This window comes from Pseudomonas sp. TS_SC_3 (assembly GCF_056156225.1).
Genome location: NZ_CM149586.1, coordinates 3,308,655 through 3,330,922, shown reverse-complemented (window position 1 = coordinate 3,330,922; position 22,268 = coordinate 3,308,655). Strand labels below are relative to the sequence as shown.

21 protein-coding genes and 2 pseudogenes are annotated in these 22,268 nt (G+C 61.3%); 12 read left to right on the top strand and 11 right to left on the bottom strand.

Annotated elements, in window-relative coordinates:
• Window positions 1-2: 2 nt before the first annotated feature.
• Together rpmB and rpmG are read left to right on the top strand one after the other, a co-directional pair.
• Window positions 3-239, top strand: a complete 237-nt coding sequence (rpmB, locus tag AC0J6G_RS15680; protein WP_090240685.1) for a 50S ribosomal protein L28 — start codon at window positions 3-5, stop codon at window positions 237-239.
• 10 nt (window positions 240-249) lie between these two features.
• Window positions 250-405: a 50S ribosomal protein L33 gene (rpmG, locus tag AC0J6G_RS15675; protein ID WP_007894709.1), complete on the top strand. Its 156-nt coding sequence runs from the start codon at window positions 250-252 to the stop codon at window positions 403-405.
• Between the two features lie 201 nt (window positions 406-606).
• Here the strand turns inward: rpmG and AC0J6G_RS15670 are convergent, their stop codons facing one another.
• On the bottom strand, window positions 607-972 hold the full coding sequence (locus tag AC0J6G_RS15670; RefSeq protein ID WP_475249244.1) for a cupin domain-containing protein: 366 nt from the start codon (window positions 970-972) through the stop codon (window positions 607-609).
• A gap of 255 nt (window positions 973-1,227) precedes the next feature.
• Between AC0J6G_RS15670 and AC0J6G_RS15665 the strand changes: the two genes are divergently transcribed.
• A complete protein-coding gene (locus AC0J6G_RS15665; RefSeq protein ID WP_475249242.1) occupies window positions 1,228-2,721 on the top strand; it encodes an aldehyde dehydrogenase in 1,494 nt (497 codons plus the stop codon).
• 297 nt (window positions 2,722-3,018) lie between these two features.
• Complete coding sequence (locus tag AC0J6G_RS15660; RefSeq protein WP_475249240.1) at window positions 3,019-4,164, top strand: MFS transporter; 1,146 nt, start codon at window positions 3,019-3,021, stop codon at window positions 4,162-4,164.
• Window positions 4,165-4,210: 46 nt separating this feature from the next.
• Here AC0J6G_RS15660 and AC0J6G_RS15655 read toward each other — a convergent pair whose 3' ends face one another.
• On the bottom strand, window positions 4,211-5,524 hold the full coding sequence (locus AC0J6G_RS15655; RefSeq protein ID WP_475249238.1) for an NAD(P)/FAD-dependent oxidoreductase: 1,314 nt from the start codon (window positions 5,522-5,524) through the stop codon (window positions 4,211-4,213).
• 175 nt (window positions 5,525-5,699) lie between these two features.
• On the opposite strand from AC0J6G_RS15655, the gene AC0J6G_RS15650 reads away from it, so the two are divergent.
• On the top strand, window positions 5,700-6,053 hold the full coding sequence (locus tag AC0J6G_RS15650; protein ID WP_475249236.1) for a YkgJ family cysteine cluster protein: 354 nt from the start codon (window positions 5,700-5,702) through the stop codon (window positions 6,051-6,053).
• 3 nt (window positions 6,054-6,056) lie between these two features.
• Here AC0J6G_RS15650 and dadR read toward each other — a convergent pair whose 3' ends face one another.
• Window positions 6,057-6,545 carry a transcriptional regulator DadR gene (gene dadR / locus AC0J6G_RS15645; RefSeq protein ID WP_090250512.1) on the bottom strand — a complete coding sequence of 163 codons (489 nt, stop codon included), beginning with the start codon at window positions 6,543-6,545 and terminating at the stop codon, window positions 6,057-6,059.
• Between the two features lie 155 nt (window positions 6,546-6,700).
• Here dadR and dadA point away from each other — a divergent pair, with 155 nt between their 5' ends.
• The 5 genes from dadA (at window position 6,701) to AC0J6G_RS15620 (ending at window position 10,670) form a co-directional block, all read left to right on the top strand.
• Window positions 6,701-7,999: a D-amino acid dehydrogenase gene (gene dadA / locus AC0J6G_RS15640; protein ID WP_475249234.1), complete on the top strand. Its 1,299-nt coding sequence runs from the start codon at window positions 6,701-6,703 to the stop codon at window positions 7,997-7,999.
• Complete coding sequence (locus tag AC0J6G_RS15635) at window positions 7,974-8,324, top strand: RidA family protein (protein ID WP_475249232.1); 351 nt, start codon at window positions 7,974-7,976, stop codon at window positions 8,322-8,324. The genes dadA and AC0J6G_RS15635 overlap by 26 nt, the downstream gene beginning before the upstream one ends.
• An 89-nt stretch (window positions 8,325-8,413) precedes the next feature.
• Entirely contained in the window at window positions 8,414-9,487 is a 1,074-nt protein-coding gene (alr, locus tag AC0J6G_RS15630) for an alanine racemase (protein WP_475249230.1), read from the top strand.
• 101 nt (window positions 9,488-9,588) lie between these two features.
• Complete coding sequence (locus AC0J6G_RS15625; protein WP_475249228.1) at window positions 9,589-10,137, top strand: cupin domain-containing protein; 549 nt, start codon at window positions 9,589-9,591, stop codon at window positions 10,135-10,137.
• A gap of 110 nt (window positions 10,138-10,247) precedes the next feature.
• On the top strand, window positions 10,248-10,670 hold the full coding sequence (locus tag AC0J6G_RS15620; RefSeq protein WP_475249226.1) for a c-type cytochrome: 423 nt from the start codon (window positions 10,248-10,250) through the stop codon (window positions 10,668-10,670).
• 119 nt (window positions 10,671-10,789) lie between these two features.
• Here AC0J6G_RS15620 and AC0J6G_RS15615 read toward each other — a convergent pair whose 3' ends face one another.
• On the bottom strand, window positions 10,790-11,362 hold the full coding sequence (locus AC0J6G_RS15615; protein WP_475249224.1) for a xanthine phosphoribosyltransferase: 573 nt from the start codon (window positions 11,360-11,362) through the stop codon (window positions 10,790-10,792).
• A gap of 117 nt (window positions 11,363-11,479) precedes the next feature.
• Window positions 11,480-13,489: a DNA helicase Rep gene (rep, locus tag AC0J6G_RS15610; protein WP_475249222.1), complete on the bottom strand. Its 2,010-nt coding sequence runs from the start codon at window positions 13,487-13,489 to the stop codon at window positions 11,480-11,482.
• A 260-nt stretch (window positions 13,490-13,749) separates the two neighbouring features.
• On the opposite strand from rep, the gene AC0J6G_RS15605 reads away from it, so the two are divergent.
• On the top strand, window positions 13,750-15,423 hold the full coding sequence (locus AC0J6G_RS15605; protein WP_475249220.1) for a putative bifunctional diguanylate cyclase/phosphodiesterase: 1,674 nt from the start codon (window positions 13,750-13,752) through the stop codon (window positions 15,421-15,423).
• Between the two features lie 57 nt (window positions 15,424-15,480).
• Here AC0J6G_RS15605 and pbpG read toward each other — a convergent pair whose 3' ends face one another.
• Window positions 15,481-16,386 carry a D-alanyl-D-alanine endopeptidase gene (gene pbpG, locus AC0J6G_RS15600; protein WP_475249218.1) on the bottom strand — a complete coding sequence of 302 codons (906 nt, stop codon included), beginning with the start codon at window positions 16,384-16,386 and terminating at the stop codon, window positions 15,481-15,483.
• 141 nt (window positions 16,387-16,527) lie between these two features.
• Here pbpG and chrA point away from each other — a divergent pair.
• Window positions 16,528-17,846: pseudogene (chrA, locus tag AC0J6G_RS15595) on the top strand (chromate efflux transporter).
• A gap of 40 nt (window positions 17,847-17,886) precedes the next feature.
• Here chrA and AC0J6G_RS15590 read toward each other — a convergent pair.
• From AC0J6G_RS15590 to AC0J6G_RS15570, 5 genes and pseudogenes are all read right to left on the bottom strand, one after another.
• On the bottom strand, window positions 17,887-19,233 hold the full coding sequence (locus AC0J6G_RS15590) for a glutamine synthetase family protein (RefSeq protein ID WP_475253784.1): 1,347 nt from the start codon (window positions 19,231-19,233) through the stop codon (window positions 17,887-17,889).
• Window positions 19,234-19,256: 23 nt separating this feature from the next.
• Window positions 19,257-19,814, bottom strand: a complete 558-nt coding sequence (locus AC0J6G_RS15585; RefSeq protein WP_475249216.1) for a helix-turn-helix domain-containing protein — start codon at window positions 19,812-19,814, stop codon at window positions 19,257-19,259.
• An 11-nt stretch (window positions 19,815-19,825) separates the two neighbouring features.
• Complete coding sequence (locus tag AC0J6G_RS15580; RefSeq protein WP_475249214.1) at window positions 19,826-21,115, bottom strand: NAD(P)/FAD-dependent oxidoreductase; 1,290 nt, start codon at window positions 21,113-21,115, stop codon at window positions 19,826-19,828.
• Window positions 21,116-21,272: 157 nt separating this feature from the next.
• The gene (locus AC0J6G_RS15575; RefSeq protein ID WP_475249213.1) at window positions 21,273-21,785 is read right to left on the bottom strand and encodes a fasciclin domain-containing protein; all 513 of its coding nucleotides are present in this window, start codon (window positions 21,783-21,785) and stop codon (window positions 21,273-21,275) included.
• A gap of 202 nt (window positions 21,786-21,987) precedes the next feature.
• Window positions 21,988-22,265: pseudogene (locus AC0J6G_RS15570) on the bottom strand (response regulator); the annotation flags it as partial.
• Window positions 22,266-22,268: the final 3 nt, after the last annotated feature.

Genomic DNA, 22,268 nt, shown 5'->3' with positions numbered 1-22,268 from the left:
GCATGTCGAGAGTCTGTCAAGTTACCGGTAAGGGTCCGGTAACTGGGAATAACATTTCCCACGCAAACAACAAAACCCGTCGTCGTTTCCTGCCGAACCTGCAGCATCACCGCTTCTGGGTCGAGTCTGAGAACCGTTTCGTGCGTCTGCGCGTTTCTGCCAAAGGCATGCGTTGCATTGACAAGCGTGGTATTGACGTCGTTCTGTCCGAGCTGCGTGCTCGCGGCGAAAAGGTTTAAGGGGAAAGTCATGCGTGAATTGATCCGTTTGATCTCGAGTGCCGGTACTGGTCACTTCTACACTACCGACAAAAACAAGCGCACCACTCCGGACAAAATCGAAATTAAAAAATTCGATCCGGTTGTGCGTAAGCACGTGATCTACAAGGAAGGCAAGATCAAGTAATTGATCTGGCTCCTTGCCGAAAAAGCCCGCTTTTACAGCGGGCTTTTTCTTGCCTGTAATTTGGCTCCACTCAGCGCCGGCGATAGAAAATGGCCGAGGGCTATTTTTAACGGTGCGTAGCAGTGGCCCGCAGGGTAACCGCGGATGGCAGGCGATAAAAAACCCGCGCAAGGCGGGCTAAGGGTGATGCATGAGTAGTGATCAGTTGCTGGCTTGCTCGAAGATCACATAGACCTTGCGGCAAGGCTCCAGCACTTCCCAGGTGCCGGAAAAGCCGGCCGGAATGACGAAGCGGTCGCCCGCGCGCAGGGTTTTGGCGTTGCCGTCTTTGTCGCGCAGCACTGAAACGCCCTGCAGAATCTCGCAGTACTCGTGTTCGGTGTAGTTGATGGTCCACTGGCCTATATCGCCTTCCCAGATCCCCGTATTGAATTGACCGCACGGGCTGCCGTAGTGGTTGCGCACGCTTTGCTCAGGGTCGCCCTTGAGGATTTTTTCCGCGGCTGGGCGGTAGTGCTCGGGGGCGGTAGTGGCGGTGGCGAAGTCGACGATTTTTTCGATGTTCATAAACCTGTCCGATAGGGGTTGAGCGCCTGTTTATGCCCAGGCTTGTTGTTGGTTGAGGCGGTACTTTCGGCAGTCTATGTTTAATAAAGCGCACATAACAAGGCGGTTTAGTGCTCATCTGTAAAAAATATTGGAACTGTGTGGGCCGCTGGTTTAGTGTTGCCGGCAGGATCGGGCTTGCCTAAAGCCTTGCTGAATTATTGACAGCGCGCGGGGCCAACCTGCCGCGCTCTACTAGCGATAGAGGATGTACGAATGACTAGCCTGACTCGTGCCGACTGGGAGCAGCGCGCCAACAACCTGAAGATCGAAGGCCGTGCCTTTATTCATGGTGAATACCGCTCTGCTGTTTCCGGGGCCACTTTCGAGTGCATCAGCCCGGTTGACGGTCGTTCGCTCGGTCCGGTGGCCAGCTGTGACCTGGCCGATGCCGAGCTGGCTGTGGCGGATGCCCGTGCCACCTTTGAGTCAGGTGTTTGGTCGCGTATGGCGCCGGCACAACGTAAGCGCATCATGATTCGTTTCGCCGACCTGATGGATCAGCACGCCGAAGAGTTGGCGCTGTTGGAAACCCTCGACATGGGTAAGCCGATCAGCGATTCCCTGGGGGTTGATGTGCCGGGTGCCTCGCGTGCAATCCGCTGGAGTGGTGAGGCGGTCGATAAGATTTACGACGAAGTAGCCGCCACCCCGCACGACGAATTGGGTCTGGTAACCCGTGAGCCGGTCGGCGTAGTGGCCGCCATCGTGCCGTGGAACTTCCCGATGATCATGACCTGTTGGAAGCTCGGCCCAGCCTTGTCCACGGGTAACTCGGTGATCGTCAAGCCGTCGGAAAAATCGCCGCTGACGGCGCTGCGTTTGGCGCAGTTGGCGCTGGATGCTGGCATCCCGGCGGGCGTGCTCAACGTGCTGCCAGGTTACGGGCATACGGTCGGTAAAGCGCTGGCGCTGCATATGGATGTCGACACCTTGGTGTTCACCGGTTCGACCAAAATCGCCAAGCAGCTGATGATTTATGCCGGCGAATCGAACATGAAGCGCGTCTGGCTGGAAGCCGGCGGCAAGAGCGCCAATATTGTCTTCGCCGATGCGCCGGATCTAAAGGCGGCGGCAGAAGCGGCAGCGGCAGCCATCTGCTTCAACCAGGGCGAGATGTGCACCGCCGGCTCGCGTCTGCTGGTGGAACGCTCGATCAAGGATCAGTTTATGCCCATGGTGGTAGAAGCCATGCAGGGCTGGAAGGCTGGCTACGCCCTGGACCCGGACAGCAAGGTCGGGGCGTTGGTCGATGCCGGTCACCTGAATGCCGTGCTTGGCTACATCGACGCCGGCCACAAGGATCAGGCCAAGCTGCTTTGCGGCGGTAAGCGCACCCTGGAAGAAACCGGCGGCCAGTATGTCGAGCCGACCATCTTCGATGACGCACACAACGCCATGCGCATCGCCCAGGAAGAAATCTTTGGTCCGGTGTTGACGGTTATTGCCTTCGACAGCACCGAAGAAGCCATCCAGATCGCCAACGACAGCATCTACGGTCTGGCCGCAGCCATCTGGACCAGCAACTTGTCCAAGGCGCACCTGGCGGCCAAGGCCCTGCGCGTGGGCAGCATGTGGGTCAACCAATATGACGGCGGCGACATGACCGCGCCGTTTGGTGGCTTCAAGCAGTCCGGCAACGGCCGCGACAAGTCGCTGCATGCCTTCGACAAGTACACCGAGATCAAAGCCACCTGGATCAAGCTGTAAGTACGCAGGACGATCTTCTGGTCGTCGGCTATACGGCGTTGCGTCCTCGCTTTTAATGCTCACGTACTGCAGTACGCTGCGCTTAAAAGCTGCGGGGCGCCTTGTCTCGCCTTAGCCCAGAAGATCTTTTCCGGGGCGGAATCCGGTCAAGGCAAGGATAGGTGGTATTGCGATAAAGGTCCGCCCTCTGGGGCCGGCTCGAAAAGGGCCACACCTGCGGCCGGGTTCCCTATGGAGCCCGGCCTTTTTGCATCTGTATAGCGGGTGCCGAGCGAGCCAGGGAATGGAGTAAGAAAAATGAACTGGATGACCTATTTCGCCGTCAGCGCGGCGGTGGTCGTTGTCGGGCTTGCGTTGGGCGTGACGCTGCCGTTGGTGTCGTTTCGCCTTGAATCCTGGGGGTATGGCCCCTTTGCCATTGGCGTGATGGCGGGCATGCCGGCCGTTGGCGTGTTGCTCGGCGCGCGCCTGACCGGGCACCTGGCTGGCTGGTTTGGCACGCCGCAGACCCTGCGCCTGTGTCTGCTGGCCAGTGCCGCCTCGGTGGCGCTACTCAGCGTGATGCCGAGTTACCCGCTGTGGCTGTTGTTGCGTCTGCTGATCGGCATCTCCCTGACCGTGGTGTTTGTGCTCGGTGAAAGCTGGATCAATCAGCTGGTCGAAGACCGCCTGCGCGGCCGCTTAGTGGCCCTGTACGGCACGGGGTTTGCCCTCAGTCAGCTGTGTGGGCCATTGCTGTTGACCGTGCTGGGCACTGACAGCGACCGTGGTTTCTGGTTTTCGGCAGGCTTGTTGATCTTCGGTAGCCTGCTGTTGCTGGGTCGTGATGGCGCGCCCAAAGTTGATGCGCAGAGCGCCTCCGGGCGTGGCGTGCTGGCGTTCTGCCGTACTTCGCCGGCGATTGCCTGGGCGGTGATGCTGTTTGCCGCGTTTGAGGCCATGGTGCTGACCCTGCTGCCGGTGTACCTGGTGCGTGAGGGGTTTGCTCAGCAGATGGCGTTGATCATGGTCAGTGCGGTGGTGGTGGGCGATGCGGCGCTGCAACTGCCGATTGGCTGGATGGCCGACCGGGTGCCACGGCAAACGCTGTTCCGCTGCTGCGGAGTGGTGCTGTTGCTGTCGAGCCTGAGCATTCCAGCCTTGCTGCACACGCCGCTAATCTGGGTGGTGCTGGTGTTGTTTGGCGCCAGTGCGGGCGGCCTGTATACCCTGTCGTTGATTTTGGTCGGCCAGCGTTATCGCGACGATGCGCTGGTGCGTGCCAACTCACATATCGCCCTGCTCTGGGGGGCGGGCTGCCTGCTTGGGCCGCTGTCGACCGGCGCCGCCAGTCAGTGGGTCAGTGGCCATGCTCTACCCATGTTGATGGCGATGGGGGCTGCCGGGTTTGTCTGGCTGGCCTTTCGGCGTGGTGCATTTGATGAGGTGGTGTTGCCGCGCTAAATGGTCGAAATGGCCGTGGCGATGGGTGTCGCCACGGCCCGTGTATTCAGACCAGCTCTTTCAGTCGATGCCAGAGCATGCCCAGCGCCAGTAGCGGCGAGCGCAGGTGTTTGCCGCCGGGGAAGGTCATGTGCGGCACCTTGGCGAACAGGTCAAAACCGCTGCTGGCTTGGCCGGCGATGGCCTCGCCGAGCAGCTTGCCGGCCAGGTGCGTGGCATTGACGCCGTGGCCCGAGTAGGCCTGGGCGTAATACACGTTGGGTTGTTCCTTGAGGCGGCCGATCTGCGGCAGGCGGTTGGCACCGATGCCGATCATGCCGCCCCACTGATAGTCGATCTTCACGTCTTTCAGGTGCGGGAAGACTTGCAGCATTTTCGGCCGCATATAACCGGCAATGTCTGCAGGGTCGCGACCTGAGTAGTGGCAGGCGCCGCCAAACAGCAGGCGGCGGTCGGCAGACAGGCGGTAATAGTCCAAGGCCACACGCTGGTCGCACAGCGCCATGTTCTGCGGAATGATCGCCCGCGCTTCGGCTTCGGACAGCGGCTCTGTGGCGATCACATAGCTGCCGGCAGGCAGCACTTTGCCGCCCAGGTTGCTGTTCAGGCCATTCAGGTAAGCGTTGCAGCCGAGTACCAGAGTAGTTGCGCGCACCACGCCCTGAGCAGTGTGCACCTTGACCTCACTGCCATAGTCGATGCGCGTCACTGCCGAATTCTCGCACAGCTGCACGCCCAGGCGCTGCGCTGCTGCGGCTTCGCCGAGGGCCAGATTGAGCGGGTGCAGGTGGCCGGAACCCATGTCGATCATGCCGCCGACATAACGGTTGGAGCCGACCACTTCATGCATCTGCTCCGGTTGCAGCAGGCGCATTTCATGGCGGTAACCCAGCTGCTTGAGCTCGGCCATGTCTTCGGCGAAGCCTTCGAGGTGGCTGGGTTTGTTGGCCAGGTCGCAGTAGCCCCAGGTCAGGTCGCAGTCGATGTTGAACTGCTCGATACGCTGGCGGACGATTTCTACCGCTTCCAGGCCCATTAGTTTCAGTTCGCGCACGCCTTGCGCGCCAATCACCGCTTCAAACTGCTCCACGCCATGGCCGACGCCGCGGATCAGCTGGCCGCCGTTGCGCCCGCTGGCGCCCCAGCCGATCTTGTGCGCTTCCAGCAGCACCACCGAAAGGCCTTTTTGCGCCAGTTCGATGGCGGTATTCAGGCCGGAAAAACCACCACCGACGATGCATACATCGGCGCGCACCTCACCGCCCAAAGCGGGGTAGGCGAGCTGGCGATTGGCGCTGGCGGCGTAATAGGAATTGGCGTGTGGGCTGCTCTGAGCGGGCTGGTGAACGCGGGCGTTCATGTGTGGAATCCTGATTATTATGTTTGGAAAATTTTACGAAGCATAAGCGCGGGCTTTGCTTAACGCCAAGAGGCAATCGGTAATTAGGCGGTTTTTCGTCGACTAACCGAGCCGGGCGCCGCGAAGTGTGCCGGTGAGCGGTTAATATGCCGGCCACTGCCCCAGGACCATGCCCATGAGTTGCACCAGTCGCAAGATCGACCAGCTGCGTTTGCAGATTCCCAGTTTTGCCTGCGTGCCGGGCTGTCACGATTGCTGTGGCCCGGTCACGGCTTCCTCCGAGGAAATGTCGCGCCTGCCAGTGAAAAGCACTGCCGAACACGACGCCGCGCTGGCCGAGTACAACTGCGTACACCTAGGCCCGCAAGGGTGCACAGTGTATGACCAGCGCCCGCTGATCTGCCGGCTGTTCGGCACTACGCCAAGCTTGCCCTGCCCGCGCGGCCAGGGCCCGGAACAGATGATCGAACCGGCTGTGACCAAGCAGGTGCATCAGCTGATTGCGACTACCCGCCAAGTTCTTGTCTGACGGCTAGTCGGCAATCGGCAGGCTCAGGCTCTCTTTCACTTCTTCCATGACGATATAACTCTTCGACTCACGCACATGCGGCAGCTTGAGCAGGATGTCGCCGAGCAGCTTGCGGTAGCTGGCCATCTCGTTGATCCGCGCCTTCACCAGGTAGTCGAAGTCGCCGGACACCAGGTGGCATTCGAGCACGTGCGGCAGCTTCAGAACCGCGCGGCGGAACTCCTCAAAGGTATCGCCGGACTTGTAGTCCAGGCTGATCTCGACAAACACCAACAGGCTGGCCTTGAGCTGCTGCGGGTTGAGCCGGGCGTGGTAGCCCATGATGATCCCTTCGCGCTCCAGGCGGCGTACGCGCTCGGTGCAGGGCGTGGTCGACAGGCCAACCCGCTCGCCCAGTTCGGTAAAGCTGATGCGCCCGTCTTCCTGCAGGATGCGCAGGATATTGCGGTCGATCTTGTCCAGTTCGCGGCGGCTCTGATGTTGGGTGCGCACGGTGGATACCCCTCTGTAGAAGGCGATTTTGCCCAGAATTGTCGCCAAATATAGCTATTTATATAGTGAAAAGCACTGCTGATCTCTTCCTATACTGCGCTCAATTGTGATCTCAAGAATTATCCGTCGCGCATGGTCGCGGCGAGGAGAGCGGCATGCGGGTTTTAGTTCTCGGTAGCGGTGTGATTGGTACAGCCAGTGCGTATTACTTGGCGCGTCAGGGTTTTGAAGTGGTGGTGGTCGACCGGCAGAACGCCCCGGCCATGGAAACCAGCTTCGCCAACGCCGGCCAGGTGTCGCCTGGCTACGCCTCGCCATGGGCGGCGCCGGGCGTGCCGCTGAAAGCGATCAAGTGGTTGCTGCAAAAACACGCGCCGCTGGCGATCAAGGCCACCGCCGACATCGACCAATACCTGTGGATGGCGCAGATGCTGCGCAACTGCACCGCCAGCCGTTACGCGGTGAACAAGGAGCGCATGGTGCGCCTGTCCGAGTACAGCCGCGACTGCCTCGACGAGCTGCGCGCGGAAACCGGCATCGCCTATGAAGGCCGCAGCCTCGGCACCACCCAGCTGTTCCGTACCCAGGCGCAACTGGACAACGCGGCGAAAGACATCGCCGTGCTGCAGCAATCCGGTGTGCCCTATGAAGTGCTCGACCGCGCCGGCATCGCCCGCGTTGAGCCGGCCCTGGCCGCTGTCACCGACAAACTGGCCGGTGCGCTGCGTCTGCCCAACGACCAGACTGGCGATTGCCAACTGTTCACCACCAAGCTGGCCGAGATGGCCAAGGCGCTGGGGGTGGAATTCCGTTTTGGTCAGGACATTCAGCGCATCGACGCCGTGGGCGATCGGGTCAATGGCGTATGGATCGACGGCAAGCTGGAAACCGCCGACCGCTATGTGCTGGCGCTCGGCAGCTTCAGCCCGCAACTGCTCAAGCCGCTGGGCATCAAGGCGCCGGTGTACCCGCTCAAGGGTTACTCGCTGACCGTGCCAATCACCAATGTGGCGATGGCGCCGACTTCGACCATCCTCGATGAAACCTACAAGGTGGCGATCACCCGTTTCGACAACCGCATCCGCGTGGGTGGCATGGCGGAAATCGCCGGCTTCGACCTGAACCTCAACCCGCGTCGCCGCGAAACCCTGGAAATGATCACCGCTGACCTCTACCCGCAAGGCGGCGATCTGCGCCAGGCCGAATTCTGGACCGGCTTGCGTCCGGCCACACCGGACGGTACGCCGATTGTCGGTGCTACCCGCTTGCGCAATTTGTTCCTCAACACCGGTCACGGCACACTGGGCTGGACCATGGCCTGCGGCTCTGGTCGCCTGCTTGCCGATCTGATGGCGAAAAAGCGCCCGCAGATCAGCGCCGAAGGCCTGGATATTTCCCGTTACAGCCGTTCCCAGGAGAGTCATAAGCATGTCAGTACAGCGCCTGCACACTGAAAGTCGTTACAGCGAAATCGTCATCCATAACGGCACGGTCTACCTGGCCGGGCAACTGGCGGACGACTACAGCGGCGACATCGTGCAGCAAACCCGCGAAACCCTGGCCAACACCGACCGTATGCTGGCCGAGGCCGGCAGCGACAAATCGAAGATCCTCTCCGTGACCATCTACCTGAAGGACATGGATCGCGACTATGCCGGCCTCAATCAGGTCTGGGATGCCTGGGTCGCGCCTGGTGCTGCACCGGCGCGGGCCTGTGTCGAGGCGAAGATGTACAAGCCTGAGGTGCTGGTGGAAATGATGGTCGTGGCCGCCTTGTAAATCGGCCCGTACCGTTTGCGATACGTGTTTGCCCGGCTATCACACCGGGCTTTTTTATAGCCTGAAAACTGCTGATAGCCGAGAACATCATGCGTCCTGCCCGTGCTCTGATTGATCTGCAAGCCTTGCGTCACAACTACCAACTGGCCCGTGAAGTCAGCGGCGCGCGCGCCCTGGCGGTGATCAAGGCGGATGCCTACGGCCATGGCGCGGTGCGTTGTGCCCAGGCGTTGCAGGCGCAGGCCGATGGTTTTGCTGTGGCCTGCATCGAGGAAGCGCTGCAGCTGCGCGAGGCCGGTATTCGTGGGCCGATTTTGTTGCTGGAGGGCTTTTTCGAGGCCGACGAATTGCCACTGATCGAGCAGCACGAACTGTGGTGCGTGGTGCATTCGCTGTGGCAGCTGGAAGCGATTGAGCGCAGCGCGGTACGTGGCCCTCTGACGGTATGGCTGAAGATGGACAGCGGCATGCACCGCGTGGGTTTGCACCCAGCCGATTACCAGGCGGCCTATCAGCGTCTGCTGGCCAGCGGCAAGGTGGCGAAGATTGTGCTGATGAGCCACTTCGCCCGTGCCGACGAGCTGGATTGCCCGCGCAGCGATGAGCAGTTGGCGGTGTTCCAGCAGGCGCGCCAGGGTATTGTCGCCGAGGTCAGCCTGCGCAATTCGCCAGCCGTACTCGGTTGGCCAACCGTTCCGAGTGACTGGGTGCGTCCCGGCATCATGCTCTACGGCGCCACCCCGTTCGAACAGGCGCAGGCCGTGGCGGCGCGGCTGCAACCGGTGATGACCCTGGAATCGAAAATCATCAGCGTGCGCGAACTGCCGGCCGGCGAGCCGGTGGGCTATGGCGCACGCTTTGTCAGCGAGCGGCCTACACGCGTTGGCGTAGTTGCCATGGGCTATGCCGATGGCTACCCGCGTCATGCACCTACCGGCACGCCCGTGGCGGTGGACGGTCAGCTGACTCGTCTGATCGGCCGCGTGTCGATGGACATGCTCACCGTCGACCTGACCGATCTGCCACACGCGGGCCTGGGCAGCCGCGTCGAACTCTGGGGTCGGCAAGTGCTGGCCAGCGATGTCGCACAGCAGGCAGGTAGCATTCCTTACCAGCTGTTTTGCAACCTGCGCCGGGTTCCATTGCGCTATTACGGCGGTTGAGTGCGGCGCTGTAGATAGGTTTGAACGCGAGTGTTGTAAATTCCGAACGCTATGCCATGATACGGCCACATTTTCGTATCTTCCCGAGGGGGACTCCAGCATTGGACGTCGGTATTCGACTGCAATCCATTCGTAAACTCAAAGGCCTTTCCCAGCGTGAACTCGCCAAGCGGGCAGGCGTCACCAACAGCACGATCTCGATGATCGAGAAAAACAGCGTAAGCCCCTCGATCAGCTCGTTGAAAAAAGTGTTGGCGGGTATTCCCATGTCGCTGGTGGAGTTCTTCTCCCTGGATGTGGAGCAGGACAGTCAGGCTCAGGTGGTCTATCGCGCCGCCGAGCTCACCGACATCTGCAGCGGTGCCATCACCATGAAGCTGGTGGGTAAGGCGCATCCGAGCCGCGCCATTTCCTTCCTTGATGAAACCTACCCTGCGGGTTCTGACACGGGCGATGAGATGTATGCCCACGAAGGTGAAGAGGCTGGCATGCTGGTTTCCGGTAAGTTGGAGCTGACCGTCGGCAGCGAGGTGTTTATTCTCGAACCGGGCGACAGCTACTACTTTGAGAGCAGCAAACCGCATCGATTCCGTAACCCGTTCGAGCAAGCGGCGCGTCTGATCAGTGCCACCACGCCGGCTAACTTCTAAATAACCCTGCGACAATCTGAGTTGTTTCGGCGGCTGCGGCTTGCCGTTATACTTGCTACTGCTCGCGAAACCGTGGCCGCGAGCGTGACTAGCCACGAAGAGGGTGTACTGTGAACCTGATTAAAAAGATCCTGGTAGCACCAGCTACCGTATTGGCCCTGTGGGCAGTGACTGCTCAGGCCACGACCGACGATGCCATTGCCGAGCGACTGAAGCCGGTTGGTGAAGTCTGTGTAATGGGTGAAGAATGCAAGGGCGTCGGCGCTGTAGCCGTTGCTGCTGGCGGCGGCGCGCGTACGGCTGATGACATCATCGCCAAGCACTGCGGCGCTTGCCACACCCCAGGTATTTTAGGCGCACCGAAGATCGGTGATACGCCAGCATGGAAAGCCCGCGCTGATAAAGAAGGTGGCGTTGACGCCATCCTGAAAACTGCAATCGCCGGCATCAATGCCATGCCACCAAAAGGCACCTGCGCCGATTGCACCGACGATGAGTTGCGTGAAGCCATCGTGAAGATGTCGGGCCTGTAAGGCGACTGACTCTGCTGTAAAAAAAGCCGCCTATGTAGGCGGCTTTTTTGTGGCCGGCCATCCAGGGTGGCCATCCCGCTGGCCGTCGCGGTGCGACGGTTAAAACGCTGCAGGTGCGGTTACTCGATAAAGCTGACCTGGCCATCTTTGAGCGAGCCGATGCGCGCCAGTGATTCGACGCGATAGCCTTTTTCATCCAATTCGGCACGGCCGCGCTGGAAGGACTTCTCGATCACCACACCAATGCCGGCGATGCTGGCGCCGGCTTGGCCGATCAGGTCGATCAGGGCGCGGGCGGCATGGCCGTTGGCCAGGAAGTCATCGATCAGCAGCACGTGATCCTTGGCATTCAAATGCTTGGCTGAGATGGCCAGGGTGCTTTCGGTCTGCTTGGTGAAGGAAAACACCTTGGAGGTGTACAGGTTGTCGGTGAGCGTCAGCGACTGATATTTGCGGGCGAAAATCACCGGCACACCCAGCTCCAAGCCGGCCATCACCGCCGGGGCGATGCCCGAGGCTTCGATGGTGACAATCTTGGTGATACCAAGGCCGGCGAAGCGCTGGGCAAATTCATGGCCAATCTGCTGCATCAGTGCCGGGTCAATCTGGTGATTGAGAAAGGCATCGACTTTAAGTACGTGCTCTGAGAGCACGGTGCCCTCATCGCGAATTTTCTGCTTCAGCGCTTCCACGCGGTTACCCTCGTTGTTTCTGGTGCCCGGTCTGCGCCGGGGTGAAATGAATACAGCGTAGCGCGGATGCAAATGCCGACGAAACACTCGCAGCATGCATCCATGTATGGCTGCAGGTTATTTTTTTAGCAGGGCGCGCATATTCGCCAATGCCGAGTTACCGGTCGCGGCCTTGACCTCGGGCGGTGCATCTTCCTGGCCTTCCCAGACCAGGTCTTCGGGCGGCAGCTCATCGAGAAAACGGCTCGGTGAGCAGTCGATGATCTCGCCGTACTGCTTGCGCTTGGCGGCGAAGGTCATGGTCAGGTTGCGCTTGGCGCGGGTGATCCCGACGTAAGCCAGGCGCCGTTCTTCTTCGACGGTATCAGCCTCAATGCTGGAGCGGTGCGGGAGGATTTCTTCTTCCACGCCGAGGATATACACCGACGGATATTCCAGGCCCTTGGACGCATGCAGGGTCATCATCTGCACGCCTTCGGCACCGTCTTCTTCCTCCTGCTGGCGTTCGAGCATGTCACGCAGCACCAGCTTGCCGATGGCATCTTCGATGGTCATGTCGCCATCTTCGTCACGCTCCAGGGTGTTCTTTAGCGCTTCGACGAGGAACCAGACGTTGCCCATGCGCGCGTCGGCGACCTTGTCGTTGGAGGCGTTCTGCCGCAGCCAGTTCTCGTAGTCGATGTCCATGACCATGCTGCGGATCGCGGCAATCGGGTCGTTCTGCGCGCATTCCTGGCGCACCCGGTCCATCCACTTGGTAAAGCGCGCCAGGCGTTCGGTGTAGCGCGCATCCAGCTGCTCGCCGAGGCCGATTTCGCCGGCGGCGGCGTACATGCTGATCTTGCGGCTGGTGGCGTAGTTGCCAAGCTTTTCCAGGGTGGTTGAGCCGATCTCCCGACGCGGCACGTTGATCACGCGCAGAAAGGCGTTGTCGTCATCCGGGTTAACCAGCAGGCGGAAGTAGCTCATCAAATCCTTCACCTCCTGGCGGGCGAAGAAGCTGGTGCCGCCGGACAGGCGATAAGGGATCTGATGATGCTGCAGTTTCAGCTCCATCAGCTTGGCCTGGTAGTTGCCGCGGTAGAGGATGGCGTAGTCGCTGTAGGGGCGATCGGTGCGCAGGTGCTCAGTGAGGATTTCCAGGGCCACCCGCTCGCACTCGGCGTCTTCATTACGGCAGCGGATCACGCGGATCTCGTCGCCCATGCCCATTTCGCTCCACAGCTGTTTTTCGAAGGCATGTGGGTTGTTGGCGATCAGAACGTTGGCGCACTTGAGGATGCGGCTGGTGGAGCGGTAGTTCTGCTCCAGCATCACCACTTTCAGCGAGGGGTAGTCCTCTTTCAGCAGCATCAGGTTTTCCGGGCGTGCGCCGCGCCAGGCGTAGATCGACTGGTCATCGTCGCCGACCACGGTGAACTGGTTGCGCATGCCCACCAAGAGCTTCACCAGCAGGTACTGGCTGGCGTTGGTGTCCTGGTATTCGTCCACCAGCAGGTAGCGGATGCGGTTCTGCCATTTTTCCAGGATGGCCGGGTGTTCCTGGAACAGCTTCACCGGCATCAAAATCAGGTCGTCGAAATCCACCGCGTTGTAGGCTTTGAGCGTGCGCTGGTAGTGCAGGTAGACGATGGCGGCGGTCTGCTCCTTGGGGTTGCGCGACTCGGCCAAGGCCTGTTCGGGCAGGATCAGCTCGTTCTTCCAGCTGCCGATGTAGTTCTTGATCTCATCGGCGCCGTCATCACCGGAATACTCCTTCTGCATGATGTCCGAGAGCAGCGCCTTGATATCGCCCTCATCGAAGATCGAGAAGCCTGGCTTGTAACCCAGCGCTGCGTATTCCTTGCGGATGATGTTCATGCCCAGGTTGTGGAAGGTCGACACGGTCAGGCCGCGCGCTTCCGGGCCCTTGAGCAGGGTGCCAACGCGCTCTTTCATCTCGCGCGCGGCCTTGTTGGTAAAGGTCATGGCGACGATATGGCGGGCCTGGATGCCGCAGTTTTGCACCAAGTGGGCAATCTTGCGGGTGATTACGCTGGTCTTGCCGGAGCCAGCACCGGCGAGCACCAAAAGAGGGCCGCCGACGTAGTTCACGGCTTCTTGCTGCCGAGGGTTCAGTCGGGACATCAGTCAATCGTCAGATGGAATGGGCGCGCATTTTAACAGGCCTGAGGCGTTCTGCCGTGACCATCTGGAAGTGTGTTGCAGTGCGCATAATGGCCAACCGCCAGGCTTGGCTAATTTGTGCAATCCAGTACTCTGCTACCACTTGTCGGCATTTTGTCGCCGCATAGGTGCCACTGACACAGGGATGTGGGTGATTAGACGTCGATTACGACGCGTCTGAGCGGCTGTAATGCTCTTTTCTTGTGCTGTGGGGTACGTTTTTGTCCGCGTTCGTCGAACCATTACGCTTGCTGCTGTTGGCGGAAACGCCGGCCTGGGCGCAGTTACTGCGCGAGCGCCTGAGTGCGGTCGGCAGTGCTTATGCACTGATTACCGCCCCGTCTTGGGAGGCCGCCAGCGCGCTGCTCGACACGCCCAGCAATGCGCTGCTGTTGACCACCGCCCAGTGCCTACCTGCGCCCGGGCGCTGTACGCTGCCGATGATCCTGCTATTGGATGCCGAGCCTGACGCCGAGCCCGAAGGCGTGTGCGATTGGCTGGTGCGCGAGCAGCTCAGCGTCGACGTGCTGCGCCGCTGCCTGCGCTATGCGCGCGAGCGTGGCAGCCTTAACGACACCGTGCAGCGTTTGGCTGGGCATGATGCCTTAACCGGGATTGCCAACCGCCAGGGCTTCCAAACGCTGCTTGCCGCACGTTTGGCGGAGGACGAGGGCCGCGGCCTGACCCTCGGCCATCTTGATTTGGACAACTTCCGTCACGCCAACGATGCCCTCGGTTACCAAGGCGGCGACAGCCTGATTCGGCAAGTGGTGGCGCGGATCAAAGCGCCGCTGCAGGCCGGCGATCAAGTGGCCCGTTTGGGCAGTGATGAATTCGCCTTGTTGCTCGACAACCGCCGCGATCCGCAGCGCGCCGAGCGCCTGGCCGCACAGATTACCGAAGCCCTCGGCGAGCCGTACTGGATCGACGGCGAAAGCCTGCTGATTGGCTGCAGCCTGGGCTTGGCTCACTCCCGTGCCAACAGCAATGCTGACTCGTTGATGTGGCATGCGCACATCGCCATGCAACAGGCCAAGAGCCAGCAAGGTTGCACCTTTCATGTCTATAACGAGCGGATCAACCGCAGCGCACGCAACCAAGTTGACTTGGAAAGCGAGCTGCGCCGCGCCTTACGCCGTGATGAGCTGGAGCTGCACTACCAGCCGCGCCTGTGCCTGAAAACCGGAGGCGTTGTTGGTTTGGAGGCGCTGGTGCGTTGGCGGCACAGCCAGCATGGCCTGCTCGGGCCCAATGAATTTATACCGCTGGCCGAGGAAAGCGGGCTGATTGTGCCGCTCGGTTACTGGGTGATCAGCCGTGCGTTACGCGATATGCAGTGGCTGCTCGGGCGCGGTGTGCCGCCACTGCACATGGCCATCAACCTGTCGTTTCGCCAGTTTCAGGACAGCCAGTTGCTGCCGACCCTCAGCCGTTTAATCGAAGAGCGCGGGGTGGACGCGCAGTGGCTGGAGTTTGAACTGACGGAGACGGCGGTGATGCGCCGCAGTGATCAGGTGCAGCAGACCATGCTCGCTCTTGGGCGCCTCGGCGTGCGTTTCTCGCTGGATGACTTCGGCACCGGCTTCTCCTCTTTTGTGCACCTGAACAGCCTGCCAATCACCCTGCTGAAAATCGACAAGAGCTTTGTCGGCGGCATGGGCGAGCGCGCGGAGAATCGACAGCTGGTGCGGGCAATGATCAACCTGGCGCACAACCTCAACCTGCAGGTGGTGGGCGAGGGCGTGGAGAACGCCGAACAAATGGCGCTGCTGCGCCAGTATGGCTGCGATCAGGTGCAGGGTTACCTGATCAGCAAGGCCTTGCCGCTCAACGAATTGGCACGGTTTCTAGTGTTTGGCATGCGCCAGCCGTTGTTTGGGTTGAACAACAGCTGAGTGACTGGCTGATACCAAAAGGCCCGCACGTGCTGCGGGCCTTTTGGTTTTCAGGGTTTATTGCGCGGTGTTGGCCTCGCGCTGCGCCAGCTTTTGCTGGCGGTAGCTGATGGCGGCGGGCGGCACGGCGGTGACCTTGCCGGTTTCCAGCCAGCGCTTGAGGCGGTTGGCGTCGGCCATGTGGGTGTATTTGCCGAAGGCATCCAGCACCACGAACGCCACTGGGCGGTTATTCATCACGGTATTCATCACCAAGCAGCGGCCCGCCTCACCGGTGTAGCCGGTTTTGCTCAGCTGCACGCTCCAGCCGGGCTTGCGCACCAGGTTGTTGGTGTTGCGAAAACCCAGGGTGTAGTTGGGCTTGCGGAACGCTTGGGTCTTTTCCGAGGTGGTGCTGAACTGGCTGATCAGCGGGTACTGGCGTGCGGCCTTGAGCATCAGCACCAGGTCGCGGGCGCTGGAGACGTTGTGCTCCGACAAGCCGGTGGGCTCGACAAAGCGCGAATGCTTCATGCCCAGGGCGCGGGCCTTGGCATTCATCGCCGCGACAAAGGCCGCATGGCCGCCCGGGTAGTGGTGTGCCAGGCTGGCGGCGGCGCGATTTTCCGAGGCCATCAGGGCCAGCAGCAGCATATCGCGGCGGCTCAGCTCGCTGCCCACGCGCACACGGGAAAATACGCCGCGCATGTCATGGGTGTCGCGAATCATGATCGGCAGTTGCTGATCCAGCGGCAGCTTGGCGTCGAGGGTGACCATGGCGGTCATCAACTTGGTCACCGAGGCAATCGGCACCACGCTGTCGGCATTGCGCTCGTAGAGCACTTTATTGGTCTGCAGGTCGATCAGCAGGGCGCTGCCGGCGGCCAGGTCCTGTTGTTTGGCGGGGGCGGCCTGGGTGTTCGAGGCAACTACAACGCAGCTGCAGATCAGCAGCAGGCTTACTAGCGAATGGCGAATTTTCACAGAGCGCTTCACGGGTAGGTTAAGGGGGATGCAGCGCCGCCCAGTATACGGAAATCTGCGTCCGGGCTTGAACGGTGCGCGCTTAAATCGTCATGCGCTCGCGCTATAGTGCGACCGTTTTTATCGCCGTGAGTTGCCTATATGTCCGAACCGTCTGCGCCACCTGCTGTTAGCCTGCGCGAAGCCTTCTGGTTCTGGCTGAAGCTCGGCCTGATCAGCTTCGGCGGGCCGGCCGGGCAAATCGCGATCATGCATCAGGAGTTGGTGGAAAAGCGCCGCTGGCTGTCCGAGCGGCGTTTTCTCCATGCCCTGAACTACTGCATGCTGCTGCCGGGGCCAGAGGCGCAGCAGCTGGCCACTTATATCGGCTGGCTGCTGCACCGCACCTGGGGCGGGGTGATTGCCGGAGTGCTGTTCGTGCTGCCGTCGCTGTTTATCCTGATCGGCCTGTCCTGGCTGTATATCGCCTTCGGTGATGTGCCGCTGGTGGCGGGGATTTTCTACGGGATCAAGCCGGCGGTCACCGCCATCGTCATGCAGGCGGCCTGGCGCATAGGCTCACGGGCGCTAAAGAACAACTGGCTGTGGGGCATTGCCGGGGCGTCCTTTGTCGCCATCTTTGCCTTCAATCTGCCGTTTCCGTTGATCGTGCTTGGCGCGGCGCTGCTCGGCTATCTGGGTGGTCGACTGTTGCCGCAGCAGTTCAGCCTGGGTGGTGGGCATGCGCAACAGGGCAAGTCTTACGGCCCGGCGCTGATTGATGATGACAGTCCGGTGCTGCCGCATACGCGCTTTCGCGCGTCGCGCCTGGCGTTGTTGCTAGCGGTGGGTGCGCTGCTCTGGCTGCTGCCGATGGGCCTGTTGACCTGGCTGTATGGCTGGGACGGCACGCTGACGCAGATGGCCTGGTTCTTTACCAAGGCGGCGCTGCTGACCTTTGGCGGCGCGTATGCGGTGCTGCCGTATGTGTACCAGGGCGCCATCGGTCATTACGGCTGGCTGACGCCGACACAGATGATCGACGGCCTGGCCTTGGGCGAAACCACGCCGGGGCCGCTGATCATGGTGGTGGCGTTTGTGGCGTTTGTCGGGGCTTATCTGCAGCCGGTGTTCGGCGGCGAGTCGGGCTTTGTCAGCGGCGCGCTGGCGGCGGCGCTGGTCACCTGGTTTACCTTTCTGCCGTCCTTCCTGTTTATTCTCGCTGGTGGGCCGCTGGTAGAGTCGACCCATGGCGAGTTGAAATTCACCGCGCCGCTGACCGCGATTACCGCTGCCGTGGTCGGGGTGATTCTGAATCTGGCGCTGTTCTTTGCCTACCACGTGCTCTGGCCGCAAGGCTTTACCGGCACTTTCGACTGGCCGTGGCGGCGGTGCTGGCGCTGCTGCGCTTTAAGCGTGGGGTGATGGAGGTGCTGCTGGTGTCGGCGCTAGCCGGGTTGGCGGTGTATCTATTGCGTTGAAGTCGCGCGCCCGCTGCCAAGGCAACGGGCGCGCTGTTTGTTAGAGAAACCAGCGGTATTCCCGCGCACTGACTTCCTGCATAAAGGCCAGGTGGTCCTGGCGCTTGTTTTCGCAGTAGACCATCACGAACTCACTGCCCAGGCCCTGGTTGACCACCGGATGGTCGCGCATGGCGCTGACTGCGCCGAGCATGTCCTGAGGGAAGTCGATGCCGCTCTGGCGGTTTTCGTTGAGCGGGGCAATCGGCTCCTGGCCGGCATCCAGGCCGTGTTCCATACCGGTGAGAATCGCCGCCAGCACCAGATAAGGGTTGGCATCGGCGCCGGCCAGGCGGTGTTCGATGCGCAGGTTCTTGCCGTCTGACTCGGGGATGCGGATGCACGCGTCGCGGTCCTCATAACCCCAGCTGGCGCGGCTGGCGGCGTTGACCATGGCGCCGTAGCGGCGGAAGGCGTTGTGGTTGGCGGCGAAGATCGGCATGCAGTGCGGCAGCAGTTCCAGGCAGCCGGCCACGGCGTGGCGCAGCGGGCGCTGCTCATCGGCGGCCAGCAGGTTGTTGCCGGCCGCGTCATACAGGCTGACGTGCACATGCATACCGCTGCCCGGCGCCTGCAGGTAGGGCTTGCTCATAAAGCTGGCGCGCTGGCCGTGCTTGAGCGCCACGCCACGGGTGCTGCGGCAGAACAAGGCGGCCCAGTCGGCGGCGCGTAGGCCGTCGTCGCAATGGCCGAAGTTGATCTCGAACTGGCCGGGGCCAAGCTCGGCGGTGATCACGTTGGCGTCCACGCCCTGCTCATTGGCAGCGTCGACGATCTCGTGCAGCACATCGCTAAAGCGCGACAGGCGTTCAATGTGCATGTTCGGCTGGTCATCGGCATCGTCGCACAGCGGGTCGCGGGGGAACTGCGGCAAGCCGTCTTGCAGCTTGCGATCAAACAGATAGAACTCCAGCTCGAAGGCCACCACCGGACGGATACCGCGTGTTGCCAGGCGCTTGAGCACGCGGGCGAGTACTTCGCGCGGTTCGAATTCGATCGGCGCTTCGGTGCCGTCGGAGCTGATCAGCATCTGCCCCAGCGGCTGGCTTTCCCAGCGTACGGGTTTGAGCGTGCCGGGGATCAAGCGGCGTGGGGCGTCCGGGTCGCCGTCGTTAAAGCAGTAATCGCCAATCGGGTGCAGGCCGCCTTGTACGCCGAGGAGCACGCAGTTTTGCGGGATTTTCAGCGGGCTGCCGGCGGCGACCTTCTCGAGCATGTCGATGGGGTAGCGCTTGCCGTAGAAATGCCCGGGAATATCCAGGCTGATCAGGTCGACATAGCGCACCTCGGGGTGGGCGCTGCGGAAGGCGCGGACTTCGCTGAGCAGGTCGGGGAATGCTGTTGTTATTGTCATGGTGGTATTTGCGCGGGTTAGGTGAAAACCCAAAGCACTCGTGTGGGTAAGTCGGAAAGGTTGGCGTAGCGAAACTGTGCGTGCGGCGGCAATTGGAAGCTGTCATTCGGGCCGAGGGTGACCGGCGCGGCGGCGTCGCCGTACCAGATGGTCAACTCGCCTTCGAGGACAAAGCCGCCTTGTTCGGAGCTGTCGTTCAGGTGACCGTCGCCGCTGGTGGCACCGGGGTCCAAACGGCTTTCGAGCATGGAGAAGCCGCCGGCCATGGTCGGTGAGGCCAGCACATCGGTGATGCCGCCGGCGTAGTACAGCGTGCGGCGCTCGTCGGGACGTGTGACCCAGGGCACGTCGCGTGGCTTGCTCAGGCTGTAGAAATAGGTGGTCGGCACGCCGAGGGTTTCGCTGATCGCGGTGAGGTCAGCCACGGTCGGGCGCGACAGGCCGCGTTCGACCTGGGAGAGAAAGCCCACCGAGCGGTCGATGCGCGCGGCCAGCTCACCGAGGGTGAGGTTCTTGTGCTTGCGCAGGTCGCGGATCAGGATCGCCAGACCTTCGACTTCTTCCTGCATATCCATGGTCAACTTCCTTAAATCACATCGCGCAGGCGATACCAAGCCTTGCCCACCGCTTCGATCGGTGCGGCGAGCAGGTCGCCGCCGGGGAAGCGTGGGTTGCTCAGGCCTTGGTACAGCTCAAGCAGGTCGGCGTCACCGAGGATCGCATCGCTCACTGCGCGGGCGGCGGCCAGGGTCGGCAGGATGCCGTGGCCAGAGAAGCCTTGTAGCCAGTACTTCTGCCCGTTGCGGCCGACATCCGGGGTGCGCTGCATCGTGCAGTCGATATGCCCGCCCCAGCCGTAGTCGATTTGCACGCCGCGCAGTTGCGGGAACACCCGCTCCAGATACGGCCGGGTGGCCGCCGGCACGTCCGCTGGGATGCCGCCGAGGTAGGTGCAGCCGCCGCCGAACAGCAGGCGATTGTCCGGGGTGACGCGGAAGTAGTCCGGTACGAACTGGTTGTCGATGGCGCAAGTGCCCTGCGGGAACAGCGAGCGTGCCAGTTCCGGATCCAGCGGTGCGGTGGCGACTTGGTAGGAGCCGACCGGCAGCAGGCGTTTCGCCAGGTGTGGGTCGAGCTTATCGATGTAGGCGTTGCAGGCCATTACCAGCACATCGCTGCGCACTTCACCGTGCTCGGTGCGCGCCACATAACCGCCCGCCGTCTCTTGATAGCTCAACGCTTTGGTCTGTTCGAAAATCTGCCCGCCCGCTGCTTCAATGGCTGTTGCCAGGCCCTGGGCTAATTTCAGTGGGTTGAGGTGGGCGGCGCCGCTGTCATGCAGCGCGGCCAGGTAGCGCGGGCTGGCAATCCACTCGGGTAGCTGCTCTTTGGGAATAAAGCTCAGCTGGGTGTAGCCGTACTTTTGCTCGGCTTCTTCCAGGCTCTCCTGCAACTGCTTTACGCGGCGCGGCAGCACGGCGGTGTAGATGGCGCCGGTGCGGTAATCGATATCGAAGTTGTGCCGTGTGGGCAGCTCGCGCATTTCATCGGCGGCCCAGACCATGCTGTCCCACAAGCGGCGGGCGCGTTCCAGACCAAGGGCCTTCTCGAACGGCGGCATATCACAAGACCAGCCCGGCAGTGCCTGACCACCGTTACGCCCGGAGGCCGCCCAAGCCAGGCGGCTGGCTTCCAGCAGCACCACCTTTTTGCCGGCCAGGGCCAGGCGCAGGGCCGTGTGCAGGCCGCTGAAGCCGCCGCCGATGATCAGCACATCGCATTGCAACGCTTCCTGCAGGCGCGGGCGCAGCGGGATCGGACCTGGGTAGGTGCCGGCGTAGTAAGTGCCGATATGCTGGGCGGATTGTTTGAACATGGCGCGCCTCGTGAAATTTATTTGAATAATTTCATGAAAACTTACGCCATAAATTTCATAAAGCCAAGTGCGAGTCGCTTTTAGCGCTTGCCCAATAACAAAAAGCCGACCCTAAACAGGGTCGGCCTTTACGTGTTGCGCGGCTCTAGCCAAGTGCTTACTTGGGCAGCACCACCGAGTCGATGACGTGAATCACGCCGTTGCTGGTCTGGATGTCGGCAGCCACGACCGAGGCACCGTCAACGGTAACGCCATTGCTGGTATCCAGCGTCAGGTCACCACCTTGTACGGTTTTCAGGCCAGTTTTGCCGGCCAGGTCAGCCGCCATCAACTTGCCCGGTACCACGTGGTAGGTGAGCACGGCGGTGAGCTTTTCCTTGTCGGCCAGCAGGGCATCAAGGTCGCTCTTGGGGATCTTGGCGAATGCCGCATCATTGGGCGCGAAGACGGTGAAAGGGCCATCACCCTTGAGGGTGTCCACCAGGCCGGCGGCGGTAACGGCGGTTACCAGCGTGTTGAATTGACCGGCGGCGACAGCGGTGTCGACGATGTCTTTCTTGTCGCCGTGCATGTCGGCAAAGGCCGGCATCGCCGCGACGGTCAGGGTAGCGGTGGCTAGCATCAGCGTGCGCTTAAGGCGCTGGGTGGTCGAGCTTAGTTGAGCAAACATAAAAATCTCCTGATACAGGGTTATTTGTTTTGCACAACGTTTGTACAACAATTCTGCGCCTAGTTCCGGCTTTGACATGATTTGTAAAGCTTGAATGGCGCGTGCTGCGACCGTGCCCTCGCGGTAACCGGGGTTAGTGCGAGGTTCGAAGGGCGTGACCGTGGCTACTTGTGGGCGGTGGCAGAGAAGCGTTATTGCCCCCGATTTCTCCGGGCTGCACATAGGCTATCAAAACCACCGGCACCGGCTTGATGTCGATCTGCCGCGCGGTATGGGCCAGTGTTTGCGGGCCGTCCATGCCCGGCATCATCACGCCCAGCAGGATAAAGTTGGGGGCAAAGTCGTGCAGGTGGTCCAGTGCGTCCTGACCGCAGACGCAGCTGAGGACCTGAAAACCGCCGACACCCTCCAGGGCCCGTTTGGTCACTGCCTGGATCGAGGGGCGTCTTCCACATGCAGGATGCGTTGCAGGTCAGGCATGCG

Bases quoted from the DNA above. Each gene is read 5' to 3' on its own strand.
- rpmB (WP_090240685.1), top strand. From the start codon at position 3: ATGTCGAGAGTCTGTCAAGTTACCGGTAAGGGTCCGGTAACTGGGAAT.
- rpmG (WP_007894709.1), top strand. From the start codon at position 250: ATGCGTGAATTGATCCGTTTGATCTCGAGTGCCGGTACTGGTCACTTC.
- AC0J6G_RS15670 (WP_475249244.1), bottom strand. From the start codon at position 972: ATGAACATCGAAAAAATCGTCGACTTCGCCACCGCCACTACCGCCCCC.
- AC0J6G_RS15665 (WP_475249242.1), top strand. From the start codon at position 1,228: ATGACTAGCCTGACTCGTGCCGACTGGGAGCAGCGCGCCAACAACCTG.
- AC0J6G_RS15660 (WP_475249240.1), top strand. From the start codon at position 3,019: ATGAACTGGATGACCTATTTCGCCGTCAGCGCGGCGGTGGTCGTTGTC.
- AC0J6G_RS15655 (WP_475249238.1), bottom strand. From the start codon at position 5,524: ATGAACGCCCGCGTTCACCAGCCCGCTCAGAGCAGCCCACACGCCAAT.
- AC0J6G_RS15650 (WP_475249236.1), top strand. From the start codon at position 5,700: ATGAGTTGCACCAGTCGCAAGATCGACCAGCTGCGTTTGCAGATTCCC.
- dadA (WP_475249234.1), top strand. From the start codon at position 6,701: ATGCGGGTTTTAGTTCTCGGTAGCGGTGTGATTGGTACAGCCAGTGCG.
- AC0J6G_RS15635 (WP_475249232.1), top strand. From the start codon at position 7,974: ATGTCAGTACAGCGCCTGCACACTGAAAGTCGTTACAGCGAAATCGTC.
- alr (WP_475249230.1), top strand. From the start codon at position 8,414: ATGCGTCCTGCCCGTGCTCTGATTGATCTGCAAGCCTTGCGTCACAAC.
- rep (WP_475249222.1), bottom strand. From the start codon at position 13,489: ATGTCCCGACTGAACCCTCGGCAGCAAGAAGCCGTGAACTACGTCGGC.
- AC0J6G_RS15585 (WP_475249216.1), bottom strand. From the start codon at position 19,814: ATGGATATGCAGGAAGAAGTCGAAGGTCTGGCGATCCTGATCCGCGAC.
- AC0J6G_RS15580 (WP_475249214.1), bottom strand. From the start codon at position 21,115: ATGTTCAAACAATCCGCCCAGCATATCGGCACTTACTACGCCGGCACC.
- AC0J6G_RS15575 (WP_475249213.1), bottom strand. From the start codon at position 21,785: ATGTTTGCTCAACTAAGCTCGACCACCCAGCGCCTTAAGCGCACGCTG.